Genomic DNA, 17,756 nt, shown 5'->3' with positions numbered 1-17,756 from the left:
CCGCTCGCGGTTTCACCCCGCCAGCTGCATCGCCCATCGCCACACGATCGGGCCGCCGATCGCGAGCCACGTGCCGAGGCAAAGCAGCAGCGCGAGCATCACGGCCGCGCTGCCGAAGTCCTTGGCGCGCTTCGACAGGCTGTGCCGCTCGAGCGAAATGCGATCGACGGCCGCTTCCACGCTCGAGTTGAGCAGCTCCACGATCAGCACCAGAAACAGCGTGCCGAGCAGCAGCACGCGTTCCACCACGCTCACCGGGAGTACGAACGCGCACGGCGCGAGGATCACGAACAGCGTGAGTTCCTGCCGGAACGCGCTTTCCTCCAGCACCGCATAGCGCAATCCCGACAGCGAATTGATGGCCGCGTACCAGGCGCGCGTCAGCCCGCGATTGCCCTTGTGCGGATTCTGCTCGATCGAGTAATCACTCTCCGGCTCGGTGGGTAACGGCTGATGCGGCTTTGGCATGATCGGGCGGGGCGGAGACGTTGTGGGCGCCCGCCACGGTGGCGGTCGGCAGGGGGCGCAGATGCGAGAGGAACTGCTCGGACGCCGCGCGCCACGAGAAGCGCTCGGCATGCGCGCGCGCGGTGGCGCGGTCGATGCGCAGGGCCTCCAGGCAGGCTTCGCGCAGGTCCTCGTGCATGACGCCGGCGGGACTGTCGCCGAGCACGTCGATCGGACCCGTCACCGGATACGCGGCCACGGGCAGGCCGCTGGCCAATGCCTCCAGCAGCACGAGCCCGAAGGTATCGGTGCGGCTCGGGAACACGAACACGTCCGCCGAGGCGTAGACCCTGGCGAGATCGGGCTGCTTGAGCACGCCGAGGTAGTTCACGTTCGGATAGCGCGACTTCAGGCCGGCCAGCGCCGGGCCATCGCCTACGACCCACTTCGTGCCGGGCAGGTCCAGCTGCAGGAATGCCTCGACGTTCTTCTCCACGGCAACGCGGCCGACGTAGAGGAAGATCGGATGCGCGGTATTGAGGACGTTGGCGCGCTGCGCGGTGAACACGTCGAGATCCACGCCGCGCGTCCACAGCACGCCATTCGTGATGCCGTACCTGCGCAGATCGTCGAGCACCACGGGCGTGGGCGCCATGACGGCGCGCGCCGGGCCATGGAACCAGTGCAGAAAACGATAGGTCCACGCGAGCGGAATCGCAAAGCGCGCCTGCACGTATTCGGGAAAGCGCGTGTGATAGGCCGTGGTGAAGGGCAGGTCATGGCGCAGCGCATGGCGGCGCGCGGCCAGGCCCAGCGGGCCCTCGGTGGCGATATGCAGCGCGTCGGGGCGGAAGTCCTCGATGCGGCGGCGCACCTTGCCGCCCGGAAACAGCGACAGGCGGATCTCGGGGTAGGTAGGGCAGGGCACCGTCTGGAATTCAAGCGGTGTCAGCAGATCCACCGTATGGCCCATGGCCTCGAGTTCGCGGCGCGTGGACTTGAGCGTGCGAACCACGCCATTGACCTGCGGTTCCCAGGCGTCGGTGACGATCAGGATTCTCATCGAAGCTCCTTATGTCTCTTGGTGGGCGTGTTGCAGTGTCGACCGGGGCAGCGATCGGAAACAATTCAGCCGGCCACGGCGGTGGCGGCGGGGGCGCGACGACGCCGGCCGAGGCGCGAGACCGGCGGCGCGGGGGGATCGAGCAACGTGGTCCAGTAGACGATGCGCAATTCGCCTTCCATCGTTTCGACCAGCGCGGAGAGGCTCTCCACCCAGTCGCCGTCGTTGCAATAGAGCTGGCCGTCGACCTCGCGGATCTCGGCCTTGTGGATATGCCCGCAGACCACGCCGTCGCAGCCGCGGCGGCGCGCTTCCTCGACCATCGCGTGCTCGAACGAGTTGATGTAGCTGACCGCGTTCTTGACCTGATGCTTGAGGTATTGCGAGAGCGACCAGTAGTCGAAGCCGAGCCGCGTGCGGACGCGGTTGAAGTGGCGGTTCACCGCGAGAATCAGCGTGTAGAGCGAGTCGCCCAGATAGGCGAGCCAGCGCGCGTGCTGCACCACGCCGTCGAACAGGTCGCCATGCACGACCCACAGGCGCCGGCCCGTCGCGGTCACGTGGATCGCATCCTCGCGCACGACGATATCGCCGAAGGCCATGCCGTCGAACTGGCGCGCGACTTCATCGTGGTTGCCGGGGACGAAAATGACCTCGGTGCCCTTGCGCGCCTTGCGCAGCAGCTTCTGCACCACGTCGTTGTGGCTCTGCGGCCAGTACCAGCCGCGCTTCAGCTGCCAGCCGTCGATGATGTCGCCCACGAGGTACAACTGGTCCGACTCGTTGTGCTTGAGGAAGTCCAGCAGATACCTGGCCTGGCAGCCGGCGGTGCCGAGATGGATGTCCGAGATCCAGATCGCGCGGTAGCGATGGGCCGGCGCTTCGCTCGGCCTGGCGGGCGGCTCGTCGGTGACGTCTCGCTGAGGAGGCACGGCCCGCGCGTGTGACGATGGCGGGGAATGCGGCGCGGCGGGTGAGGTGGGTGAGGTGGGCGGTGGGGCGAAGCCCGGGGCGGGGGGCATGTAGGCCGCAAGGACGGCGGACAGCGGGAGGGTGGCGTCACTCTTGCCGAGCAGGCGCTGCGCGATATGCGACAGTCGCCCGCGCGCGGATCGGATTGCTTGAACCATGTCGGCCCCGGTAGCGGCGATGCGTGCATTGGGCCAGTGGCACATGACCGTACCGTGACGGAAACATGAATGTCACATGAATGTGTGCCGCGATCGAGGCGTCAGTAACGGGATGGCGTGTCAGGGGGTCTCGATCGGGGGCGCGGCGAGCACCGGCGCGCGCGGCGCCTGGGTCAGCACGGCCAGCGCGTCGAGCGTGGCGGCAATGGCGCCCGGGTGCCGCAGCAGCGAGACATGGCCGATGCCCGTCAGCGGCACGTGGCGTGCCCCGTCGAGCCACGAGGTGCCGGCCGGGCCGGCGATGGAATCGTGCCAGCTGAAGATGGACACGATGCGCGCGCGTTGCGCGGTGGTCTCCGCATCCGCGAGCGCGCGCAGCCATGGACTGAGCCAGCGCATCTGGCGCGCATTGCGCCCGCTGCCATGGCGCGCGAGCACGCAGCCATGATGCGGGCTGCCGAGCGTCACGATGCCGCTGCACGGCGCGTCGTTGCCGGTGGTGCGCATCGCTTGCACCTGTGCCGCGCGCGCGGCCAGGCCGCCCATGCTGTGGCAGACGAGCAGCGGCGACCTGCCCGTGCGCGTGGCGATCTCGCGCATGCGCGCGAGCAGTGGCGGCGCGTAGTCGTCGATATCGCCGAGCACGGGCTCGAGGTCGATCGTCTCGCAGCGATAGCCGTGTGCCGCGAGGTGGGGTGCCATATCGAGCCACACCGCGTGGTTGCAGCCATAGCCATGCACAAGCAGTACGGTGGGCGCATCGCGGCCCGGGTGCGTATCGGCGGCGCGGGGGACCGTGAGCCGCGAGCGGAACGGCTGCAGCCAGTTGAACATGCGGAAGACGACGATGCATTCGCTGGCGTAGCAGCGGAGGGCCTGCGCGATGCCGAGCGGTGCCGGGCGGATATTCTCGGGGAGCAGCGCGACGCGATCGCGCCGCGGCAGGCCGACGCCATGGAGCGTGACGAAGAAGGCCAGCGCGACCGATGCGCAGAACACGGCAAGGACGATGACGATGCCCGTGGCGAGTGCGACCGTCCAGGGCCAGGCGGCGAACGACGCGAGCGCCCACGCGATGCCGGCTGCCGCGGTGGTTTGCACCGCGACGGCCACGCGGCGCAGGGCGGCGGCCGTCAGGCTCATTTGCCCTGAGCGGTGCGGGGCGGCCGCAGGTCGATCAGGCGGGTGCCGGCCAGCCGGTCGTGCAGGAACTGCCGTCGCGGATCGAGCCACGCGAGCATGACCCAGATCAGCAGGCCGCCCGCGAGCACGCCCACGAACGGGCCCTTGACGAGCCCGAGCGCATGCCCGACGGCCGCCGCGGGCGGCAGCCAGAGCCACGCAAGCAGAAACCGCAGGATCGCGCGCGGCCACCGCACGGGGCCGCCGTCGGCGGTCTCCAGGCGAATCCGCCAGGTCTGCATGGCGAGCGTCTGTCCCTTGCGCTGCCAGAACCAAGAGAAGTACAGCCCGAGGACGAGAAAGCTCCAGACCTGCGCCACGTACATGTTCTCGGCCCCGATCGGCCGCAGCAGCGGGCGGGCAAATACGTAGACCGCGGTGGACGCCATCAGCACGCCGAACAGCAGCACGCCTTCATAGACCATGCAGGTCAGCCGCCGCCGCAGCGTGGGCGCGCGGACGGGCTCGGAGGTGGGGACGTAGGCGGTAGTGGTGGCGGACATGGCGCGCGGCCGGAAATCCTGAAACGGCCATTATGCCAAAGCCGCCGCTTGGCGAGGCGCTGCGTTTCAGCGATTCTCGCTGGGCGCCGTAATCGGAAAGTCAGTGGACGCTTCGCCGGTGACCGGCGGGGCGAGCGGTGCTGCCGCGGCCGGTTGCGGCGAGACCGCGGAGGCCGGCGAGGCCGCCACCGGTGCCGACGCGGCGGCCACGGGCGCCGCAGCCGATGCCGCGGGTGCCGACGCGGCACCCGTCGCGACCGCGGGCGCCGAAGCGGCTGCTACCGCCGCGGCCGGCGCGGCGGGCGCGCTTGCGGCGGTTTTCTCGCTCGCATGCTGCGAATGCGGACCATGCGAGGGCAGCGTCGGCAGCTTCTTGCCCGAGGGCAGCGCGCTTACCGCGCCCGGACGCTTCGGCACCTTGTCCGCGGCGGCGAGGCTCTTCTTCTGCTCTTCCGGCAACTGCTGGTAAGTCTTCCACGCCTCGGCCTTCGCCTCGGGCGTCAGCGACCGCGTGATCTGGTAGTTCTCGCGCGCCAGGCGCCGCTGCTGCGGCGTCATCTTGATCCATTCGGCCATGCGGGCCTGCAGTCGCGCCTGTTCCTCGGGCGAATACTTCGGATACAGGTCGGCAATGCGCACCCACTTGTGCCGGTTCAGCTCGGGAATCGAGTTCCAGAGCGGCTCGAGCGGCGCCAGAATGCGCTGGTGCGCGGGCGAGAGCTCGCGCCACGTCGGATGCGCATTGATGACGGGGCCGGGCTGCGGCGCCGAGGCCTGCCCTTGCCCCTGCGCCTGCACCAGCGGCGCGCCAAACAGCGCAATGCCGCCGGCGAGCGCGAGCACGGACAGGCCCAGCCGCGCGGCACGCGGCAGACCCAGCCGGCCTTTCAACGTGTCACGACGGGAGGCGTCAACGAGATCCTGTGCGCGCGCCATCCTCATTGCCCGCGCTTGAGGTACATGTGGAAGCCCTGGTCGGCGTAGGCGGTCGGCGGCAGATCGTCGAGCAGCATCGCGGCGTCCACATCGGCGAGTTCCTCCACGCGCTTCTGCTTCTGCCACTCGTAGATGCCGCTCAGCCCCCCGACGAGCGCGATCAGCAGCCACACGAGCGCGAGCCGGCGCAGCCAGGCGCCCGCGCGGTGCAGCGGCGTATCGTGATCGGGATCGTCGAGGTCGTGATGCACCGACCCATAGGAGGAAGGCATGCCGGCCGCCGCGAATTGCGGCGCCCGTACCGGTGCCTCGGCCTTCTTGCGGGCGACGGCCATCCGCCGCGCGGCGGCTAGCCGCTCGGCGATATCGGCCGGCACCGCATCCGCCGATGCATCGAGCACGGTGCGAATATCGTGGGCCAGGCGGCGTTCGAGTATTTGTTGTTCGTTTCGGCTCATAGTCGGACCCCTCGCGCGCGCAGGGCCTGCGCCAGGGTGTGCGTTGCACGGGAACAGTGCGTCTTCACACTGCCTTCTGAACAACCCATCGCGGCAGCGGTTTCGGCGACATCCATGTCCTCCCAGTAACGCATCAAAAACGCTTCGCGTTGACGCGTCGGCAGTCGCTGGATTTCCTGTTCGATGATCTGCATGACCTGCGCGCGTTCTACCTTGTCCGCGCTGCTTTCCGCAGATTCTGACCCTGCCTGGGCCTCCAGAGTGTCGAGTAAGTCATTATCGTCGCCATCGCGATCGTCGCGCAGCGACGAAAACAGCGTGACCCACGTATTGCGGACCTTCTGGCGGCGGAAATAGTCGTGAACGGTATTCTGCAGAATCCGCTGGAACAGCGGCGGCAGCTCTGCCGCGGACTTGTCGCCGTACTTCTCGGCGAGCTTGATCATCGCGTCCTGCACGATGTCGAGCGCGGCCTCGTCGTCTCGTACCGCAAACACGGCCTGCTTGAAAGCCCGCCGCTCGACGCTGGCGAGAAAATCGGAGAGTTCCTGGTCGGTGGCCATGCAGGCGAATTACGGACGGAAATTGCGGGATGGACGGCGCCAGTGCGTGCTGGAAGTGCCGCATACGTCCTGCGGAATTTCCAAAATGTCTGCGATGCTAGCAAAAAACACGTGGCTCTGACCACTGCTGTATTGCATTGCAGACATGACCTTTCGAGACTGCACGGCCAGTTGCGGGCCGGCATGACAAGACCATAGACCGCGCCAGGGCATTGCAGTATCATCTGCGGTTCACACGACATCAGTGGTTGTCTCATTTGGCCGCTTATGAGGCGGTCTTCCATGCAGACGCGCACCGCTTGAACCCGAGCCACAAGCCCGGCAGAGAGCATCCAAACAATTTTTTGCCGAAAATTGCAAAGGACTGAAATGAACATGCCCAGCGCGGAATTTTCCCACGCAGACAGCAATGCCTCCTCCGCACCCGAAATGATCGGCGCGGAAATCCTCGTCCATGCACTTGCCGAAGAAGGCGTCGAGTACGTCTGGGGTTACCCCGGCGGCGCCGTGCTTTACATCTACGACGAGCTTCACAAGCAAACGAAATTCGAGCACATCCTGGTGCGCCACGAGCAGGCTGCCGTTCATGCCGCCGATGGCTATGCACGCGCGACCGGCAAGGTCGGCGTGGCACTGGTGACATCGGGCCCCGGCGTGACGAACGCCGTGACCGGTATCGCCACGGCCTACCTGGACTCGATCCCGCTGGTGGTCATCACCGGCAACGTGCCCACGCACGCGATCGGCCAGGATGCATTCCAGGAGTGCGACACGGTCGGCATCACGCGACCCATCGTCAAGCACAACTTCCTCGTGAAGGACGTGCGCGACCTGGCCGCGACGATCAAGAAGGCCTTCTTTATCGCCTCCACCGGCCGTCCCGGCCCGGTCGTGGTCGATATCCCGAAGGACGTGTCGCGCAACGCCTGCCGCTTCGAGTATCCGAAGACCATCGACATGCGGTCGTACAACCCGGTGAACAAGGGTCACTCGGGTCAGATCCGCAAGGCCGTGGCGCTGCTGCAGCAGGCCGAGCGTCCGTATATCTATACGGGCGGCGGCGTCGTGCTGGCCAACGCCAGCGACGAGCTGCGCCAGCTGGCCGCGGTGACCGGCCATCCGGTCACCAACACGCTGATGGGCCTGGGCGCGTTCCCGGGCACGAGCAAGCAGTTCCTGGGCATGCTCGGCATGCACGGCACGTATGAAGCCAATATGGCCATGCAGAACTGCGACGTGCTGATCGCGATCGGCGCGCGCTTCGACGACCGCGTGATCGGCAACCCGTCGCACTTCACTTCGCAGGCGCGCAAGATCATCCATATCGATATCGACCCGTCGTCGATCTCGAAGCGCGTGAAGGTGGATATTCCCATCGTCGGCAACGTCAAGGACGTGCTGCAGGAGCTCATCGCCCAGCTGCAGGCCAGCGACGTCAAGCCCAAGCGCGAGGCGCTGGCCAAGTGGTGGGACCAGATCGAGCAATGGCGTTCGGTGGACTGCCTCAAGTACGACCGCAGCTCCGAGATCATCAAGCCGCAGTACGTGGTCGAGAAGATCTGGGAACTGACCAAGGGCGATGCGTACGTCTGCTCCGACGTCGGCCAGCACCAGATGTGGGCCGCGCAGTTCTACAAGTTCGACGAACCACGCCGCTGGATCAACTCGGGCGGCCTCGGCACCATGGGTGTCGGCCTGCCGTACGCGATGGGCATCAAGAAGGCGTTCCCGGACAAGGAAGTCGTCACCATCACCGGTGAAGGCTCGATCCAGATGTGCATCCAGGAACTGTCGACGTGCAAGCAGTACAACACGCCCGTCAAGATCTGCTCGCTCAATAACGGCTATCTGGGCATGGTGCGCCAGTGGCAGGAAATCGAGTACGACAACCGTTACTCGCACTCGTACATGGACGCGCTGCCCGACTTCGTCAAGCTCGCCGAGTCGTATGGCCATATCGGCATGCGCGTGGAGCGTGCGTCCGACGTCGAGCCCGCCCTGCGCGAGGCATTCCGCCTGAAGGACCGCACCGTGTTCCTGGACTTCCAGACCGACCCCACCGAGAACGTGTGGCCGATGGTCCAGGCCGGCAAGGGAATCTCCGAAATGCTGCTCGGCTCGGAGGACCTGTAATGCGACACATCATTTCCGTCCTGCTGGAAAACGAACCCGGCGCGCTGTCGCGCGTGGTGGGGCTGTTCTCCGCGCGCGGTTACAACATCGAGACGCTGACGGTGGCACCGACCGAGGATGCTTCGCTGTCACGGATGACCATCGTGACCACGGGTTCGGATGACGTGATCGAACAGATCACGAAGCATTTGAACCGCCTGGTCGAGGTGGTCAAGGTTGTGGACCTGACCGAAGGCGCGCACATCGAGCGCGAGCTGATGCTCGTGAAAGTGCGCGCGGTCGGCAAGGAACGCGAAGAGATGAAGCGCACCGCGGACATTTTCCGCGGCCGCATCATCGATGTGACCGAGAAAACGTACACCATCGAACTGACCGGCAACGGCGGCAAGCTGGACGCGTTTCTCGACGCGATCGACCGTACGGCGATCCTGGAAACCGTTCGTACGGGCGGCTCCGGTATTGGACGTGGCGAGCGCATCCTGAAGGTCTGACCGGCGCCCCCGGCAGCGGCGGTCCCGGTCCAGACGGGGCGGGACGCCACCCCCTATATCCCAGATCAAAGCAATTGAAGGAATCATCATGAAAGTGTTTTACGACAAGGACGCGGACCTCTCCCTGATCAAGGGCAAGAACGTCACCATCATCGGCTACGGCTCGCAAGGCCACGCCCACGCACAGAACCTGAAGGATTCGGGCGTGAATGTGACGGTGGGTCTGCGCAAGAGCGGCGCGTCGTGGAACAAGGCCGTCAACGCCGGCCTGCAGACCAAGGAAGTGGCCGAGGCCGTGAAGGGCGCGGACGTGGTCATGATCCTGCTGCCGGACGAGCAGATCGCCGACGTGTACAAGAACGAAGTGCACGACAACATCAAGGAAGGCGCCGCGCTGGCCTTCGCGCACGGCTTCAACGTGCACTACGGCGCCGTGATCCCGCGCGCCGACCTCGACGTGATCATGATCGCGCCGAAGGCACCGGGCCACACCGTGCGTTCGACGTACGCGCAAGGCGGCGGCGTGCCCCACCTGATCGCCGTGCATCAGAACAAGTCGGGCGCGGCACGCGATATCGCGCTGTCGTACGCCACCGCCAACGGCGGCGGCCGTGCCGGCATCATCGAGACGAACTTCCGCGAAGAAACCGAAACCGACCTGTTCGGCGAGCAGGCCGTGCTGTGCGGCGGTACCGTCGAGCTGATCAAGGCGGGCTTCGAGACGCTGGTGGAAGCCGGCTACGCGCCGGAAATGGCGTACTTCGAGTGCCTGCACGAACTGAAGCTGATCGTCGACCTGATCTATGAAGGCGGCATCGCCAACATGAACTACTCGATCTCGAACAACGCCGAGTACGGCGAGTACGTCACGGGCCCGCGCGTCGTGACCGAAGAGACCAAGAAGGCCATGAAGCAGTGCCTGACGGACATCCAGACCGGCGAATACGCAAAGAGCTTCCTGCTCGAGAACAAGGCCGGCGCTCCGACCCTGATCTCGCGCCGCCGCCTGACGGCCGAGCACCAGATCGAAGAAGTGGGTGCGAAGCTGCGCGCGATGATGCCGTGGATCGCCAAGAACAAGCTGGTCGATCAGTCGAAGAACTAAGACGCAGCCGCAAGGCAGCGTGGCCGCGCGACAGGGCGGCCACCTTGCCCCGCAGCCGCCCACCGTACCGCCCAGCCGCGCCGTCCAAGACGGCCGGTGCGATTTTGGCGGTGCCTGGGCGGCTTTTTGTTATCCTGTCGCCGTGAATGAACTTCTGACCAAATTTGCATGAACTATCCTCATCCGCTGATCGCCCGTGAAGGCTGGCCGTTCCTGGCCGGCGCATTCGTCATCTCGCTGCTGGTTCACGTCAGCGCGGGCTTCTGGTGGGCGCTGCCGCTGTGGATCATCACGCTGTTCGTGCTGCAGTTCTTCCGCGATCCGCCGCGCCCGATTCCCTCGGCGGCGAACGCGATCCTCGCGCCGGCCGATGGCCGCATCGTCGTGGTCGAGAAGACGCAGGACCCGTACGCGGGCCGCGAAGCGCTCAAGATCAGCGTGTTCATGAACGTGTTCAACGTGCACTCGAACCGTTCCTCGCTCGACGGCAAGGTCGAGAAGCTCGAATACTTCCCCGGCAAGTTCGTCAACGCGGACCTCGACAAGGCATCCGTGGAGAACGAGCGCAACGCGCTGGTGATCCGCCGCGCCGGCGACGGCCAGATCGTCACGCTCGTGCAGGTGGCGGGTCTGGTGGCGCGCCGTATCCTGTGCTACACCAAGGTGGGTGACACGCTCTCGCGCGGCCAGCGCTACGGCTTTATCCGCTTTGGCTCGCGCGTCGACGTGTACCTGCCGGTGGATGCGCGCCCGCGCGTGACGATCGGCGAGAAGGTCTCGGCCTCGTCCACGGTGCTCGCCGAGCTCGACGAACTGAAATAAGCCACCCCGGGACAGGAGACTGGCATGGGTGCCTTCAATCGCCGCAACAAGCGGGCGAACAATGGCAACGTGACGCATCTGCGTCCGTTCCGCCATAACCAGCTGCGCAACGACAGCGCATACGACAACGGTTTCGACGACGCCGAGGAGCACGACGACGTCGAGTACGTGCGTCCGCGGCCGCGCCGGCGCGGCATCTACCTGCTGCCCAACGCGTTCACCACGGCGGCGCTGTTCGCGGGCTTCTTCGCGATCGTGCAGGCGATGAACATGCGCTTCGACGCCGCGGCCATCGCGATCTTCGCGGCCATGGTGCTGGACGGCATGGACGGGCGCGTCGCGCGCATCACGAACACGCAGAGTGCGTTCGGCGAGCAGTACGACTCGCTGTCCGACATGACGTCGTTCGGCGTGGCCCCCGCGCTGGTGATGTACGAATGGATCCTGCACGACCTCGGCAAGTGGGGCTGGATCGCGGCGTTCGTGTATTGCACGTGCGCGGCGCTGCGGCTCGCGCGCTTCAACGCGAATATCGGCGTGGTCGACAAGCGCTTCTTCCAGGGCATGCCGAGCCCGGCCGCGGCCGCGCTGGTCGCGGGCTTCGTCTGGCTCGTGATCGACAACAAGCTGCCCGTGAAGGAACTGTGGATGCCGTGGGTGGCGTTTGCCCTGACGCTCTACGCGGGCCTGTCGATGGTATCCAACGCGCCGTTCTACAGCGGCAAGGCGCTCGACGTACGCTACCGCGTGCCGTTCGGCATGATGGTGCTGGTGCTCGTGCTGTTCGTCGTCGTATCGACGGATCCGCCCGTGGCGCTGTTCGGACTGTTCGTGGCCTATGCGATCTCTGGCTACGTGTTGTGGGCCTGGCGTGCGTTGCACGGCCAGCCCGGCGGCGTGCGAAAGAACAGCGCGCCGCACTGAGTTTAGGTCGCAACTTCATTCACTTTCATTGCTGTAGGGAGGACGTCATGGGCATGTTCGACTTCATCAGGGAAGCAGGAGAGAAGCTGTTCGGCAAGGGCGAGGCCAAGGCGGCGCAGGATGCCGCCAAAGCCGATGCGTCCACCGAGAAGGTCGAGGCGGCCAATCGTGCCGCCGGCGACGCGATCGAGGCGTACATCAAGCAGATGGGGCTCGACGCGACGGGCCTGACTGTCACGGTGGACGGCTCGCAGGGCAAGGTCACCGTGTTCGGTGTGGCGGCCGACCAGGCCACGCGCGAGAAGATCATTCTCTGCTGCGGCAATGTCGAGGGTGTGGATCAGGTGGAGGACAAGATGTCCGTGAGTACCGCGTCCACCGAATCGCAATGGCACACCGTGGTGAAGGGCGACACGCTGTGGGCGATTTCGCAGGCGGCCTATGGCAACGGGGCCGAGTACAACCGGATCTTCGAGGCGAACAAGCCGATGCTGACGCACCCGGACAAGATTTATCCGGGGCAGAAGCTGCGGATTCCGCCGAAATGAGCGGGAAACGCTGAGTTGCACGGATAAAGCAAACCGGCTATAGTCGCCAACATGATTTCGCTGCAATCCCTCCTCGCGATTACCCTACTGGGCGGCCTACTAGGCAACCGAGCCGGGACGCGCGCGCGCTGAGGGAAGACGGAAACCCAATTTCCAGCGCGAAATCCACAAGGATTCTTTCACGCCCCGGCCTGCATCGATTGCACGCCGGGGCGTTTTGCATTTGACCTCCGGCACCCGGACCGGCACACACATAAAAGTCTCAGGAGCTCCACAAAATGTCTGACAAACTCATCATTTTCGATACGACCTTGCGCGATGGCGAACAATCGCCGGGCGCCTCGATGACGCGCGAGGAGAAGATCCGCATCGCGCGCCAGCTGGAGCGCCTGAAGGTCGATGTGATCGAGGCCGGTTTTGCCGCGAGCTCCAATGGCGATTTCGAGGCGATTCGCTCGATCGCGCAGGTGGTCAAGGATTCGACGATCTGCTCGCTGGCCCGCGCCAACGACAAGGACATCGCGCGCGCGGCCGAGGCGCTGAAGCCCGCGAACTCGTTCCGTATCCATACGTTCATCGCGACCTCCGCGCTGCATATGGAAAAGAAGCTGCGCATGACGCCGGACCAGGTGTACGAGCAGGCGCGCCTGGCGGTGCGTTTCGCGCGCCAGTTCACCGACGATATCGAGTTCTCGCCCGAAGACGGCAGCCGTTCGGACATGGACTTCCTGTGCCGCGTGCTCGAAGGCGTGATTGCCGAGGGCGCGACCACCATCAACCTGCCCGACACGGTCGGCTATGCGGTGCCGGAAGGCTACGCGGGCCTGATCCGCTCGGTGCGCGAGCGCATTCCGAACTCGGACAAGGCCGTGTGGTCCGTGCACTGCCATAACGACCTCGGCATGGCCGTGGCGAATTCGCTGGCCGCGGTCAAGCTCGGCGGCGCGCGCCAGATCGAATGCACGATCAACGGCCTGGGCGAGCGTGCGGGCAACACGAGCCTCGAGGAAGTGGTCATGGCCGTGAAGACGCGCCGCGACTACTTCGACATGGACGTCGGCATCGATACCACGCAGATCGTGCCCGCCTCCAAGCTCGTGTCGCAGATCACGGGCTTCGTGGTGCAGCCGAACAAGGCCGTGGTCGGCGCGAACGCGTTCGCGCACGCGTCGGGCATCCATCAGGATGGCGTGCTCAAGGCGCGCGACACGTACGAGATCATGCGCGCGGAAGACGTGGGCTGGACCGCCAACAAGATCGTGCTGGGCAAGCTGTCGGGCCGCAACGCATTCAAGCAGCGCCTGCAGGAACTCGGCATCGAGCTCGAGAGCGAGACCGAGGTCAATGCGGCGTTCGCGCGCTTCAAGGAGCTCGCCGACCAGAAGGCCGAGATCTTCGATGAGGACATCGAAGCCATCGTCTCGGGCGAAGCGAGCGACGCGGCCAACGACCACTACCGCTTTATCTCGCTGTCGCAGCGTTCGGAAACGGGCGAGCGTCCGCATGCGCGCGTCGTGTTCAGCATGGACGGCCACGAGCATACGGGCGAGGGCGATGGCAACGGTCCCGTCGATGCGACGCTGCATGCGATCGAGGGCAAGGTGTCGAGCGGCGCCGAGCTCGTGCTGTATTCGGTGAACGCGATCACCACCGGCACGCAGGCGCAGGGCGAAGTGACCGTGCGCCTCTCGAAGGGCGGTCGCATCGTCAACGGCGTGGGGACCGATCCCGATATCGTCGCCGCGTCGGCCAAGGCCTATCTGGCCGCGCTGAACAAGTTGCACGACAAGGCCGTGCAGAAGATCAATCCGCAGATCTGATCACGGATCCCTGCGTCATCCCGCCACGCGCTCACGAGGCGCGTGCGCGGGATGTTTTCGTTTACCGCTCGGGGCGGTCGCGCAGCGGGTCGGGCGTGATCTGCGTCTGGCGCAGCACGCCGGCGTCGTCGAAGTAGAAGTTGAACATCGAGTACCACATCCGGTCCTGGAAGAAGCGATAGGTCCAGACCTCGCGCTTCATGATCGGAAAGTACTGATTGGGCTCGCGCGGCGCGCCATAGTGCTCGAGCACGTCCTGTTTGGTCCAGACGTTGACGTGTGCCTTGTAGAGCTCTTCCGTGGTCAGCATGTTGCGGAAGTCGGCCAGGTTGCCGTTGCGGTCGAACGTGGCCGCGTAGGCGTCCTCGCCGAGCGGTTGCGTGGAGTAGATCCAGCGCGTGGTGCCGTCCTTGAGCTGGAACATGTCGGTCGGCTGGCCGAATGTGGCGCGCACGGCGGATTCCGGCTGGCCGATCAGTTTCTGGCCGGTCTGGACCGGGGCGAGGGCTGCGCAGCCGGTGATCGCCACCGTGGCGGCGACGAGCGCGGCGCCGGCCGCGAAGCGGCGCGCGCGGGGCAGGAGAGTCGTGAGATGCGTCATGGCGGAAGCAAGCGGGGTGGCCCGGAGGCGGATACAGAGAGTGTAGTCGTTTGGAGCGGCTTGGGGGCCACACGGCGGCGCCCGGACCGCCAGTTTCGCCATGCGTGGGAATTCGGCTATAATGCGCGGCTATCGTTTGCCGGCTTGCCGGTGGCGATGGAGCTGGCACGACGCCGGCGGCGCATTCCGCGCTGCGGTGTTCGCAAGTGAAACGTAAAGGAAATCATCATGGCAGTTGCCGATATCAACAAGTCCGAAGTCATCAAGCAGTTCGCGCGCGGCACGAACGACACGGGTAGCCCCGAAGTTCAGGTGGCCCTGCTGACCACCCGCATCAACGAACTGACCCCGCACTTCAAGGCCAACATGAAGGATCACCACAGCCGCCGCGGTCTGCTGCGCATGGTGAGCCGTCGTCGCCGCCTGCTGGACTACCTCAAGGCCAGCGATGCGGACCGCTATCGCGCCCTGATCGAAAAGCTGGGTCTGCGCAAGTAAGGTCGCAAGCCAGGTCCTCGATGCCTGCGTCAGCGCTGCTGAGGCAGGCATTTTGCTTTTCTGGTGGCTATTCCCCGTTGCACCATGGCGTGTAACGGAGTAAGTTGTTTTGCTCTTTAGCTCCGAGACACCGGAGCCGGATCCAAGGAACCGGGGCCTTGTGTCATTCCATCGTGCGCATCGACATCAACCCAGTGGTGGGTGGCCCGATGGAATGGCATAGCACTTCCCTGCGACTGCGGCCGGCGTCAATCCGGCAGTACGCCTGCGGCTGCGAACGCAGGCGCGGCGCGCCCATGCATGAGCATGGCGCGTCAGCATGAATCAAGGAACGCTCATGACCATGTTCAACAAGATCGTCAAGGAATTCCAGTGGGGCCAGCATACGGTCCGCATGGAAACCGGCGAAATCGCCCGCCAGGCTGGCGGCGCCGTGATCGTCGATGTGGAAGACACCGTGGTGCTGGCTACCGTGGTCGCGGCCAAGAGCCCGAAGCCCGGCCAGGACTTCTTCCCGTTGACCGTCGATTACATCGAGAAGACCTATGCGGCCGGCAAGATCCCCGGCGGCTTCTTCAAGCGTGAAGGCCGTCCGTCGGAAAACGAGACGCTGACCTCGCGCCTGATCGACCGTCCGCTGCGTCCGCTGTTCCCGGAAGGCTTCTACAACGACGTCCAGGTGGTGATCCACGTGGTGTCGATCAACCCCGAAGTGCCGGCCGACATCCCGGCGCTGATCGGTGCCTCGGCCGCGCTGGCCGTGTCGGGCATTCCGTTCAACGGCCCCGTGGGCGCCGCGCGCGTGGGCTACAAGGATGGCCAGTACCTGCTGAACCCGACCCGCTCGCAAATCGCCTCGTCGTCGCTGGACCTCGTGGTCGCCGGTACCGAGCGCGCCGTGCTGATGGTGGAATCGGAAGCGCAGCAGCTGTCGGAAGACGTGATGCTGGGCGCCGTGGTGTACGGCCACGAGCAGATGCAGATCGCGATCAATGCGATTCACGAGCTCGTGCGCGAGGGCGGCAAGCCCGAGTGGGACTGGGCACCGGCCGCGAAGAACGAGCCGCTGATCGCCAAGGTCAGCGAGATCGCGCTGCCGCTGCTGCAGGAAGCCTATCAGCTGCGCCAGAAGTCGGCCCGCAGCCAGAAGCTGAAGGAAGTGTTCGCCGCGGTGGACGCCAAGCTGGCCGAAGCCGGTGTGGAAGCCGAGAAGGTGGAAGTCGGCAACATCCTGTTCGACCTCGAAGCGAAGATCGTGCGTGGCCAGATCCTGGCCGGCGAGCCGCGTATCGACGGCCGCGACACGCGCACCGTGCGCCCGATCGAGATCCGTTCGTCGGTGCTGCCGCGCGCCCACGGCTCCGCGCTGTTCACGCGTGGTGAAACGCAGGCACTCGTGGTGGCCACGCTGGGCACCAAGAGCGACGAGCAGATCATCGACGCGCTGGCCGGCGAGTACCGCGACCGCTTCATGCTCCACTACAACATGCCGCCGTTCGCCACGGGCGAAACCGGTCGCGTGGGCAGCCCCAAGCGCCGCGAAATCGGTCACGGCCGTCTGGCCAAGCGCGCACTGATCCCCGTGCTGCCGGCTGACGACGAATTCGCGTACACGATCCGTCTGGTGTCGGAAATCACCGAGTCCAACGGTTCGTCGTCGATGGCTTCGGTCTGCGGCGGCTGCCTCGCGCTGATGGATGCGGGCGTTCCCGTCAAGGCGCACGTCGCCGGCGTGGCCATGGGCCTGATTCTCGAAGGCAACAAGTTCGCCGTGCTGACCGACATCCTCGGCGACGAGGATCACCTCGGCGACATGGACTTCAAGGTGGCCGGTACCGATTCGGGTATCACCGCGCTGCAGATGGACATCAAGGTCCAGGGCATCACCAAGGAGATCATGCAGGTTGCGCTGGCGCAGGCCCGCGAAGGCCGCATGACCATCCTGGGCGCCATGCAGGGTGCCATGGGCCATGCGCGCACCGAGCTGTCGGAGCACGCACCGCGCATGATCACGATGAAGATCCATCCGGACAAGATCCGCGAAGTGATCGGCAAGGGCGGCTCGACCATCCAGGCGCTGACCAAGGAAACGGGCACGACCATCGACATCCAGGAAGACGGCACGATCACGATCGCCTCGACCTCGACCGATGGCATGGCGGAAGCCAAGCGCCGCATCGAGGGCATCACCGCGGAAGCCGAAGTGGGCAAGATCTACGCCGGTACCGTGCTGAAGCTGCTGGACTTCGGTGCCATCGTGAACATCCTGCCGGGCAAGGACGGTCTGCTGCATATCTCCGAGATCGTCAACGAGCGCGTGAAGGACATCAAGGACTGGCTGAAGGAAGGCCAGCACGTTCGCGTGAAGCTGATCCAGGCCGACGAGAAGGGTCGTCTGCGCCTGTCGCTGAAGGCGGCGCTGGCGGAAGAGGGCGGCAGCATCAGCCCGATCGTGCCGAGCGGTACTTCGGACGCGCCGGATACGTCTGGCAACAATCAGCAGTAATCAGTAGCAGCAGGAATAAGAAGCGG

At 65.5% G+C, this 17,756-nt stretch carries 18 protein-coding genes; 9 read left to right on the top strand and 9 right to left on the bottom strand.

The features are described 5' to 3' along the window. Positions 1–12 precede the first annotated feature (12 nt). From FOB72_RS10000 to FOB72_RS09965, 8 genes are all read right to left on the bottom strand, one after another. Positions 13–468, bottom strand: coding sequence for a diacylglycerol kinase (locus FOB72_RS10000; protein ID WP_150372367.1), 456 nt, complete (start codon positions 466–468; stop codon positions 13–15). Beyond that, positions 425–1,510, bottom strand: a complete 1,086-nt coding sequence (locus FOB72_RS09995) for a glycosyltransferase family 4 protein (RefSeq protein ID WP_150372366.1) — start codon at positions 1,508–1,510, stop codon at positions 425–427. Before FOB72_RS09995 ends, FOB72_RS10000 begins: the two co-directional genes overlap by 44 nt. Before the next feature lie 65 nt (positions 1,511–1,575). Beyond that, positions 1,576–2,640, bottom strand: coding sequence for a UDP-2,3-diacylglucosamine diphosphatase (locus FOB72_RS09990; RefSeq protein WP_150372365.1), 1,065 nt, complete (start codon positions 2,638–2,640; stop codon positions 1,576–1,578). 120 nt (positions 2,641–2,760) lie between these two features. Continuing rightward, positions 2,761–3,783 (bottom strand): esterase/lipase family protein, encoded by a 1,023-nt coding sequence (locus FOB72_RS09985; protein ID WP_150372364.1) that lies wholly within the window; start codon positions 3,781–3,783, stop codon positions 2,761–2,763. Then, positions 3,780–4,325 (bottom strand): RDD family protein, encoded by a 546-nt coding sequence (locus tag FOB72_RS09980; protein ID WP_150372363.1) that lies wholly within the window; start codon positions 4,323–4,325, stop codon positions 3,780–3,782. Before FOB72_RS09980 ends, FOB72_RS09985 begins: the two co-directional genes overlap by 4 nt. A 66-nt stretch (positions 4,326–4,391) precedes the next feature. After that, positions 4,392–5,216 (bottom strand): DUF3106 domain-containing protein, encoded by an 825-nt coding sequence (locus FOB72_RS09975; protein WP_223851292.1) that lies wholly within the window; start codon positions 5,214–5,216, stop codon positions 4,392–4,394. Positions 5,217–5,263: 47 nt separating this feature from the next. Beyond that, positions 5,264–5,719: a DUF3619 family protein gene (locus tag FOB72_RS09970; RefSeq protein WP_150372361.1), complete on the bottom strand. Its 456-nt coding sequence runs from the start codon at positions 5,717–5,719 to the stop codon at positions 5,264–5,266. Beyond that, positions 5,716–6,282, bottom strand: a complete 567-nt coding sequence (locus FOB72_RS09965; protein WP_150372360.1) for an RNA polymerase sigma factor — start codon at positions 6,280–6,282, stop codon at positions 5,716–5,718. Before FOB72_RS09965 ends, FOB72_RS09970 begins: the two co-directional genes overlap by 4 nt. Before the next feature lie 369 nt (positions 6,283–6,651). On the opposite strand from FOB72_RS09965, the gene FOB72_RS09960 reads away from it, so the two are divergent. The 7 genes from FOB72_RS09960 to FOB72_RS09930 all read left to right on the top strand — a co-directional run bounded on the left by FOB72_RS09960 (position 6,652) and on the right by FOB72_RS09930 (position 14,125). After that, positions 6,652–8,415 carry an acetolactate synthase 3 catalytic subunit gene (locus FOB72_RS09960; RefSeq protein ID WP_150372359.1) on the top strand — a complete coding sequence of 588 codons (1,764 nt, stop codon included), beginning with the start codon at positions 6,652–6,654 and terminating at the stop codon, positions 8,413–8,415. Further along, positions 8,415–8,906: an acetolactate synthase small subunit gene (gene ilvN, locus FOB72_RS09955; protein ID WP_008643328.1), complete on the top strand. Its 492-nt coding sequence runs from the start codon at positions 8,415–8,417 to the stop codon at positions 8,904–8,906. The genes FOB72_RS09960 and ilvN overlap by 1 nt, the downstream gene beginning before the upstream one ends. An 88-nt stretch (positions 8,907–8,994) precedes the next feature. Next, positions 8,995–10,011 (top strand): ketol-acid reductoisomerase, encoded by a 1,017-nt coding sequence (gene ilvC, locus FOB72_RS09950; protein WP_109581672.1) that lies wholly within the window; start codon positions 8,995–8,997, stop codon positions 10,009–10,011. A gap of 168 nt (positions 10,012–10,179) precedes the next feature. After that, positions 10,180–10,833 carry a phosphatidylserine decarboxylase gene (locus tag FOB72_RS09945; protein ID WP_150372358.1) on the top strand — a complete coding sequence of 218 codons (654 nt, stop codon included), beginning with the start codon at positions 10,180–10,182 and terminating at the stop codon, positions 10,831–10,833. 24 nt (positions 10,834–10,857) lie between these two features. After that, positions 10,858–11,757, top strand: a complete 900-nt coding sequence (gene pssA, locus FOB72_RS09940) for a CDP-diacylglycerol--serine O-phosphatidyltransferase (protein ID WP_150372357.1) — start codon at positions 10,858–10,860, stop codon at positions 11,755–11,757. A gap of 47 nt (positions 11,758–11,804) precedes the next feature. Continuing rightward, positions 11,805–12,305, top strand: a complete 501-nt coding sequence (lysM, locus tag FOB72_RS09935; protein WP_150372356.1) for a peptidoglycan-binding protein LysM — start codon at positions 11,805–11,807, stop codon at positions 12,303–12,305. A gap of 278 nt (positions 12,306–12,583) precedes the next feature. Next, entirely contained in the window at positions 12,584–14,125 is a 1,542-nt protein-coding gene (locus FOB72_RS09930; protein WP_150372355.1) for a 2-isopropylmalate synthase, read from the top strand. 61 nt (positions 14,126–14,186) lie between these two features. Here the strand turns inward: FOB72_RS09930 and FOB72_RS09925 are convergent, their stop codons facing one another. Then, entirely contained in the window at positions 14,187–14,726 is a 540-nt protein-coding gene (locus FOB72_RS09925) for a hypothetical protein (protein ID WP_191002126.1), read from the bottom strand. A 228-nt stretch (positions 14,727–14,954) separates the two neighbouring features. Here FOB72_RS09925 and rpsO point away from each other — a divergent pair, with 228 nt between their 5' ends. Both rpsO and pnp read left to right on the top strand, forming a co-directional pair. Next, entirely contained in the window at positions 14,955–15,224 is a 270-nt protein-coding gene (rpsO, locus tag FOB72_RS09920; RefSeq protein WP_092138848.1) for a 30S ribosomal protein S15, read from the top strand. 337 nt (positions 15,225–15,561) lie between these two features. Beyond that, positions 15,562–17,730 (top strand): polyribonucleotide nucleotidyltransferase, encoded by a 2,169-nt coding sequence (gene pnp, locus FOB72_RS09915; RefSeq protein WP_150372354.1) that lies wholly within the window; start codon positions 15,562–15,564, stop codon positions 17,728–17,730. Positions 17,731–17,756 lie beyond the last annotated feature (26 nt).

Origin of the sequence: Cupriavidus pauculus (assembly GCF_008693385.1) — a bacterium.
In the GTDB taxonomy this organism is placed as follows: Bacteria; Pseudomonadota; Gammaproteobacteria; order Burkholderiales; family Burkholderiaceae; genus Cupriavidus; species Cupriavidus pauculus_D.
Note: the sequence above shows the minus strand (reverse complement) of the source record. Positions and strands in the feature narration are given on the sequence as shown.

What these genes read in the sequence shown, in the direction of transcription:
- FOB72_RS09965 (WP_150372360.1), bottom strand. Translation starts at nt 6,282, where the DNA reads ATGGCCACCGACCAGGAACTCTCCGATTTTCTCGCCAGCGTCGAGCGG.
- FOB72_RS10000 (WP_150372367.1), bottom strand. Translation starts at nt 468, where the DNA reads ATGCCAAAGCCGCATCAGCCGTTACCCACCGAGCCGGAGAGTGATTAC.
- pnp (WP_150372354.1), top strand. Translation starts at nt 15,562, where the DNA reads ATGACCATGTTCAACAAGATCGTCAAGGAATTCCAGTGGGGCCAGCAT.
- pssA (WP_150372357.1), top strand. Translation starts at nt 10,858, where the DNA reads ATGGGTGCCTTCAATCGCCGCAACAAGCGGGCGAACAATGGCAACGTG.
- FOB72_RS09980 (WP_150372363.1), bottom strand. Translation starts at nt 4,325, where the DNA reads ATGTCCGCCACCACTACCGCCTACGTCCCCACCTCCGAGCCCGTCCGC.
- FOB72_RS09925 (WP_191002126.1), bottom strand. Translation starts at nt 14,726, where the DNA reads ATGACGCATCTCACGACTCTCCTGCCCCGCGCGCGCCGCTTCGCGGCC.
- FOB72_RS09995 (WP_150372366.1), bottom strand. Translation starts at nt 1,510, where the DNA reads ATGAGAATCCTGATCGTCACCGACGCCTGGGAACCGCAGGTCAATGGC.
- rpsO (WP_092138848.1), top strand. Translation starts at nt 14,955, where the DNA reads ATGGCAGTTGCCGATATCAACAAGTCCGAAGTCATCAAGCAGTTCGCG.
- FOB72_RS09945 (WP_150372358.1), top strand. Translation starts at nt 10,180, where the DNA reads ATGAACTATCCTCATCCGCTGATCGCCCGTGAAGGCTGGCCGTTCCTG.
- FOB72_RS09990 (WP_150372365.1), bottom strand. Translation starts at nt 2,640, where the DNA reads ATGGTTCAAGCAATCCGATCCGCGCGCGGGCGACTGTCGCATATCGCG.
- FOB72_RS09930 (WP_150372355.1), top strand. Translation starts at nt 12,584, where the DNA reads ATGTCTGACAAACTCATCATTTTCGATACGACCTTGCGCGATGGCGAA.
- FOB72_RS09960 (WP_150372359.1), top strand. Translation starts at nt 6,652, where the DNA reads ATGAACATGCCCAGCGCGGAATTTTCCCACGCAGACAGCAATGCCTCC.
- ilvC (WP_109581672.1), top strand. Translation starts at nt 8,995, where the DNA reads ATGAAAGTGTTTTACGACAAGGACGCGGACCTCTCCCTGATCAAGGGC.
- FOB72_RS09985 (WP_150372364.1), bottom strand. Translation starts at nt 3,783, where the DNA reads ATGAGCCTGACGGCCGCCGCCCTGCGCCGCGTGGCCGTCGCGGTGCAA.
- FOB72_RS09970 (WP_150372361.1), bottom strand. Translation starts at nt 5,719, where the DNA reads ATGAGCCGAAACGAACAACAAATACTCGAACGCCGCCTGGCCCACGAT.
- ilvN (WP_008643328.1), top strand. Translation starts at nt 8,415, where the DNA reads ATGCGACACATCATTTCCGTCCTGCTGGAAAACGAACCCGGCGCGCTG.
- lysM (WP_150372356.1), top strand. Translation starts at nt 11,805, where the DNA reads ATGGGCATGTTCGACTTCATCAGGGAAGCAGGAGAGAAGCTGTTCGGC.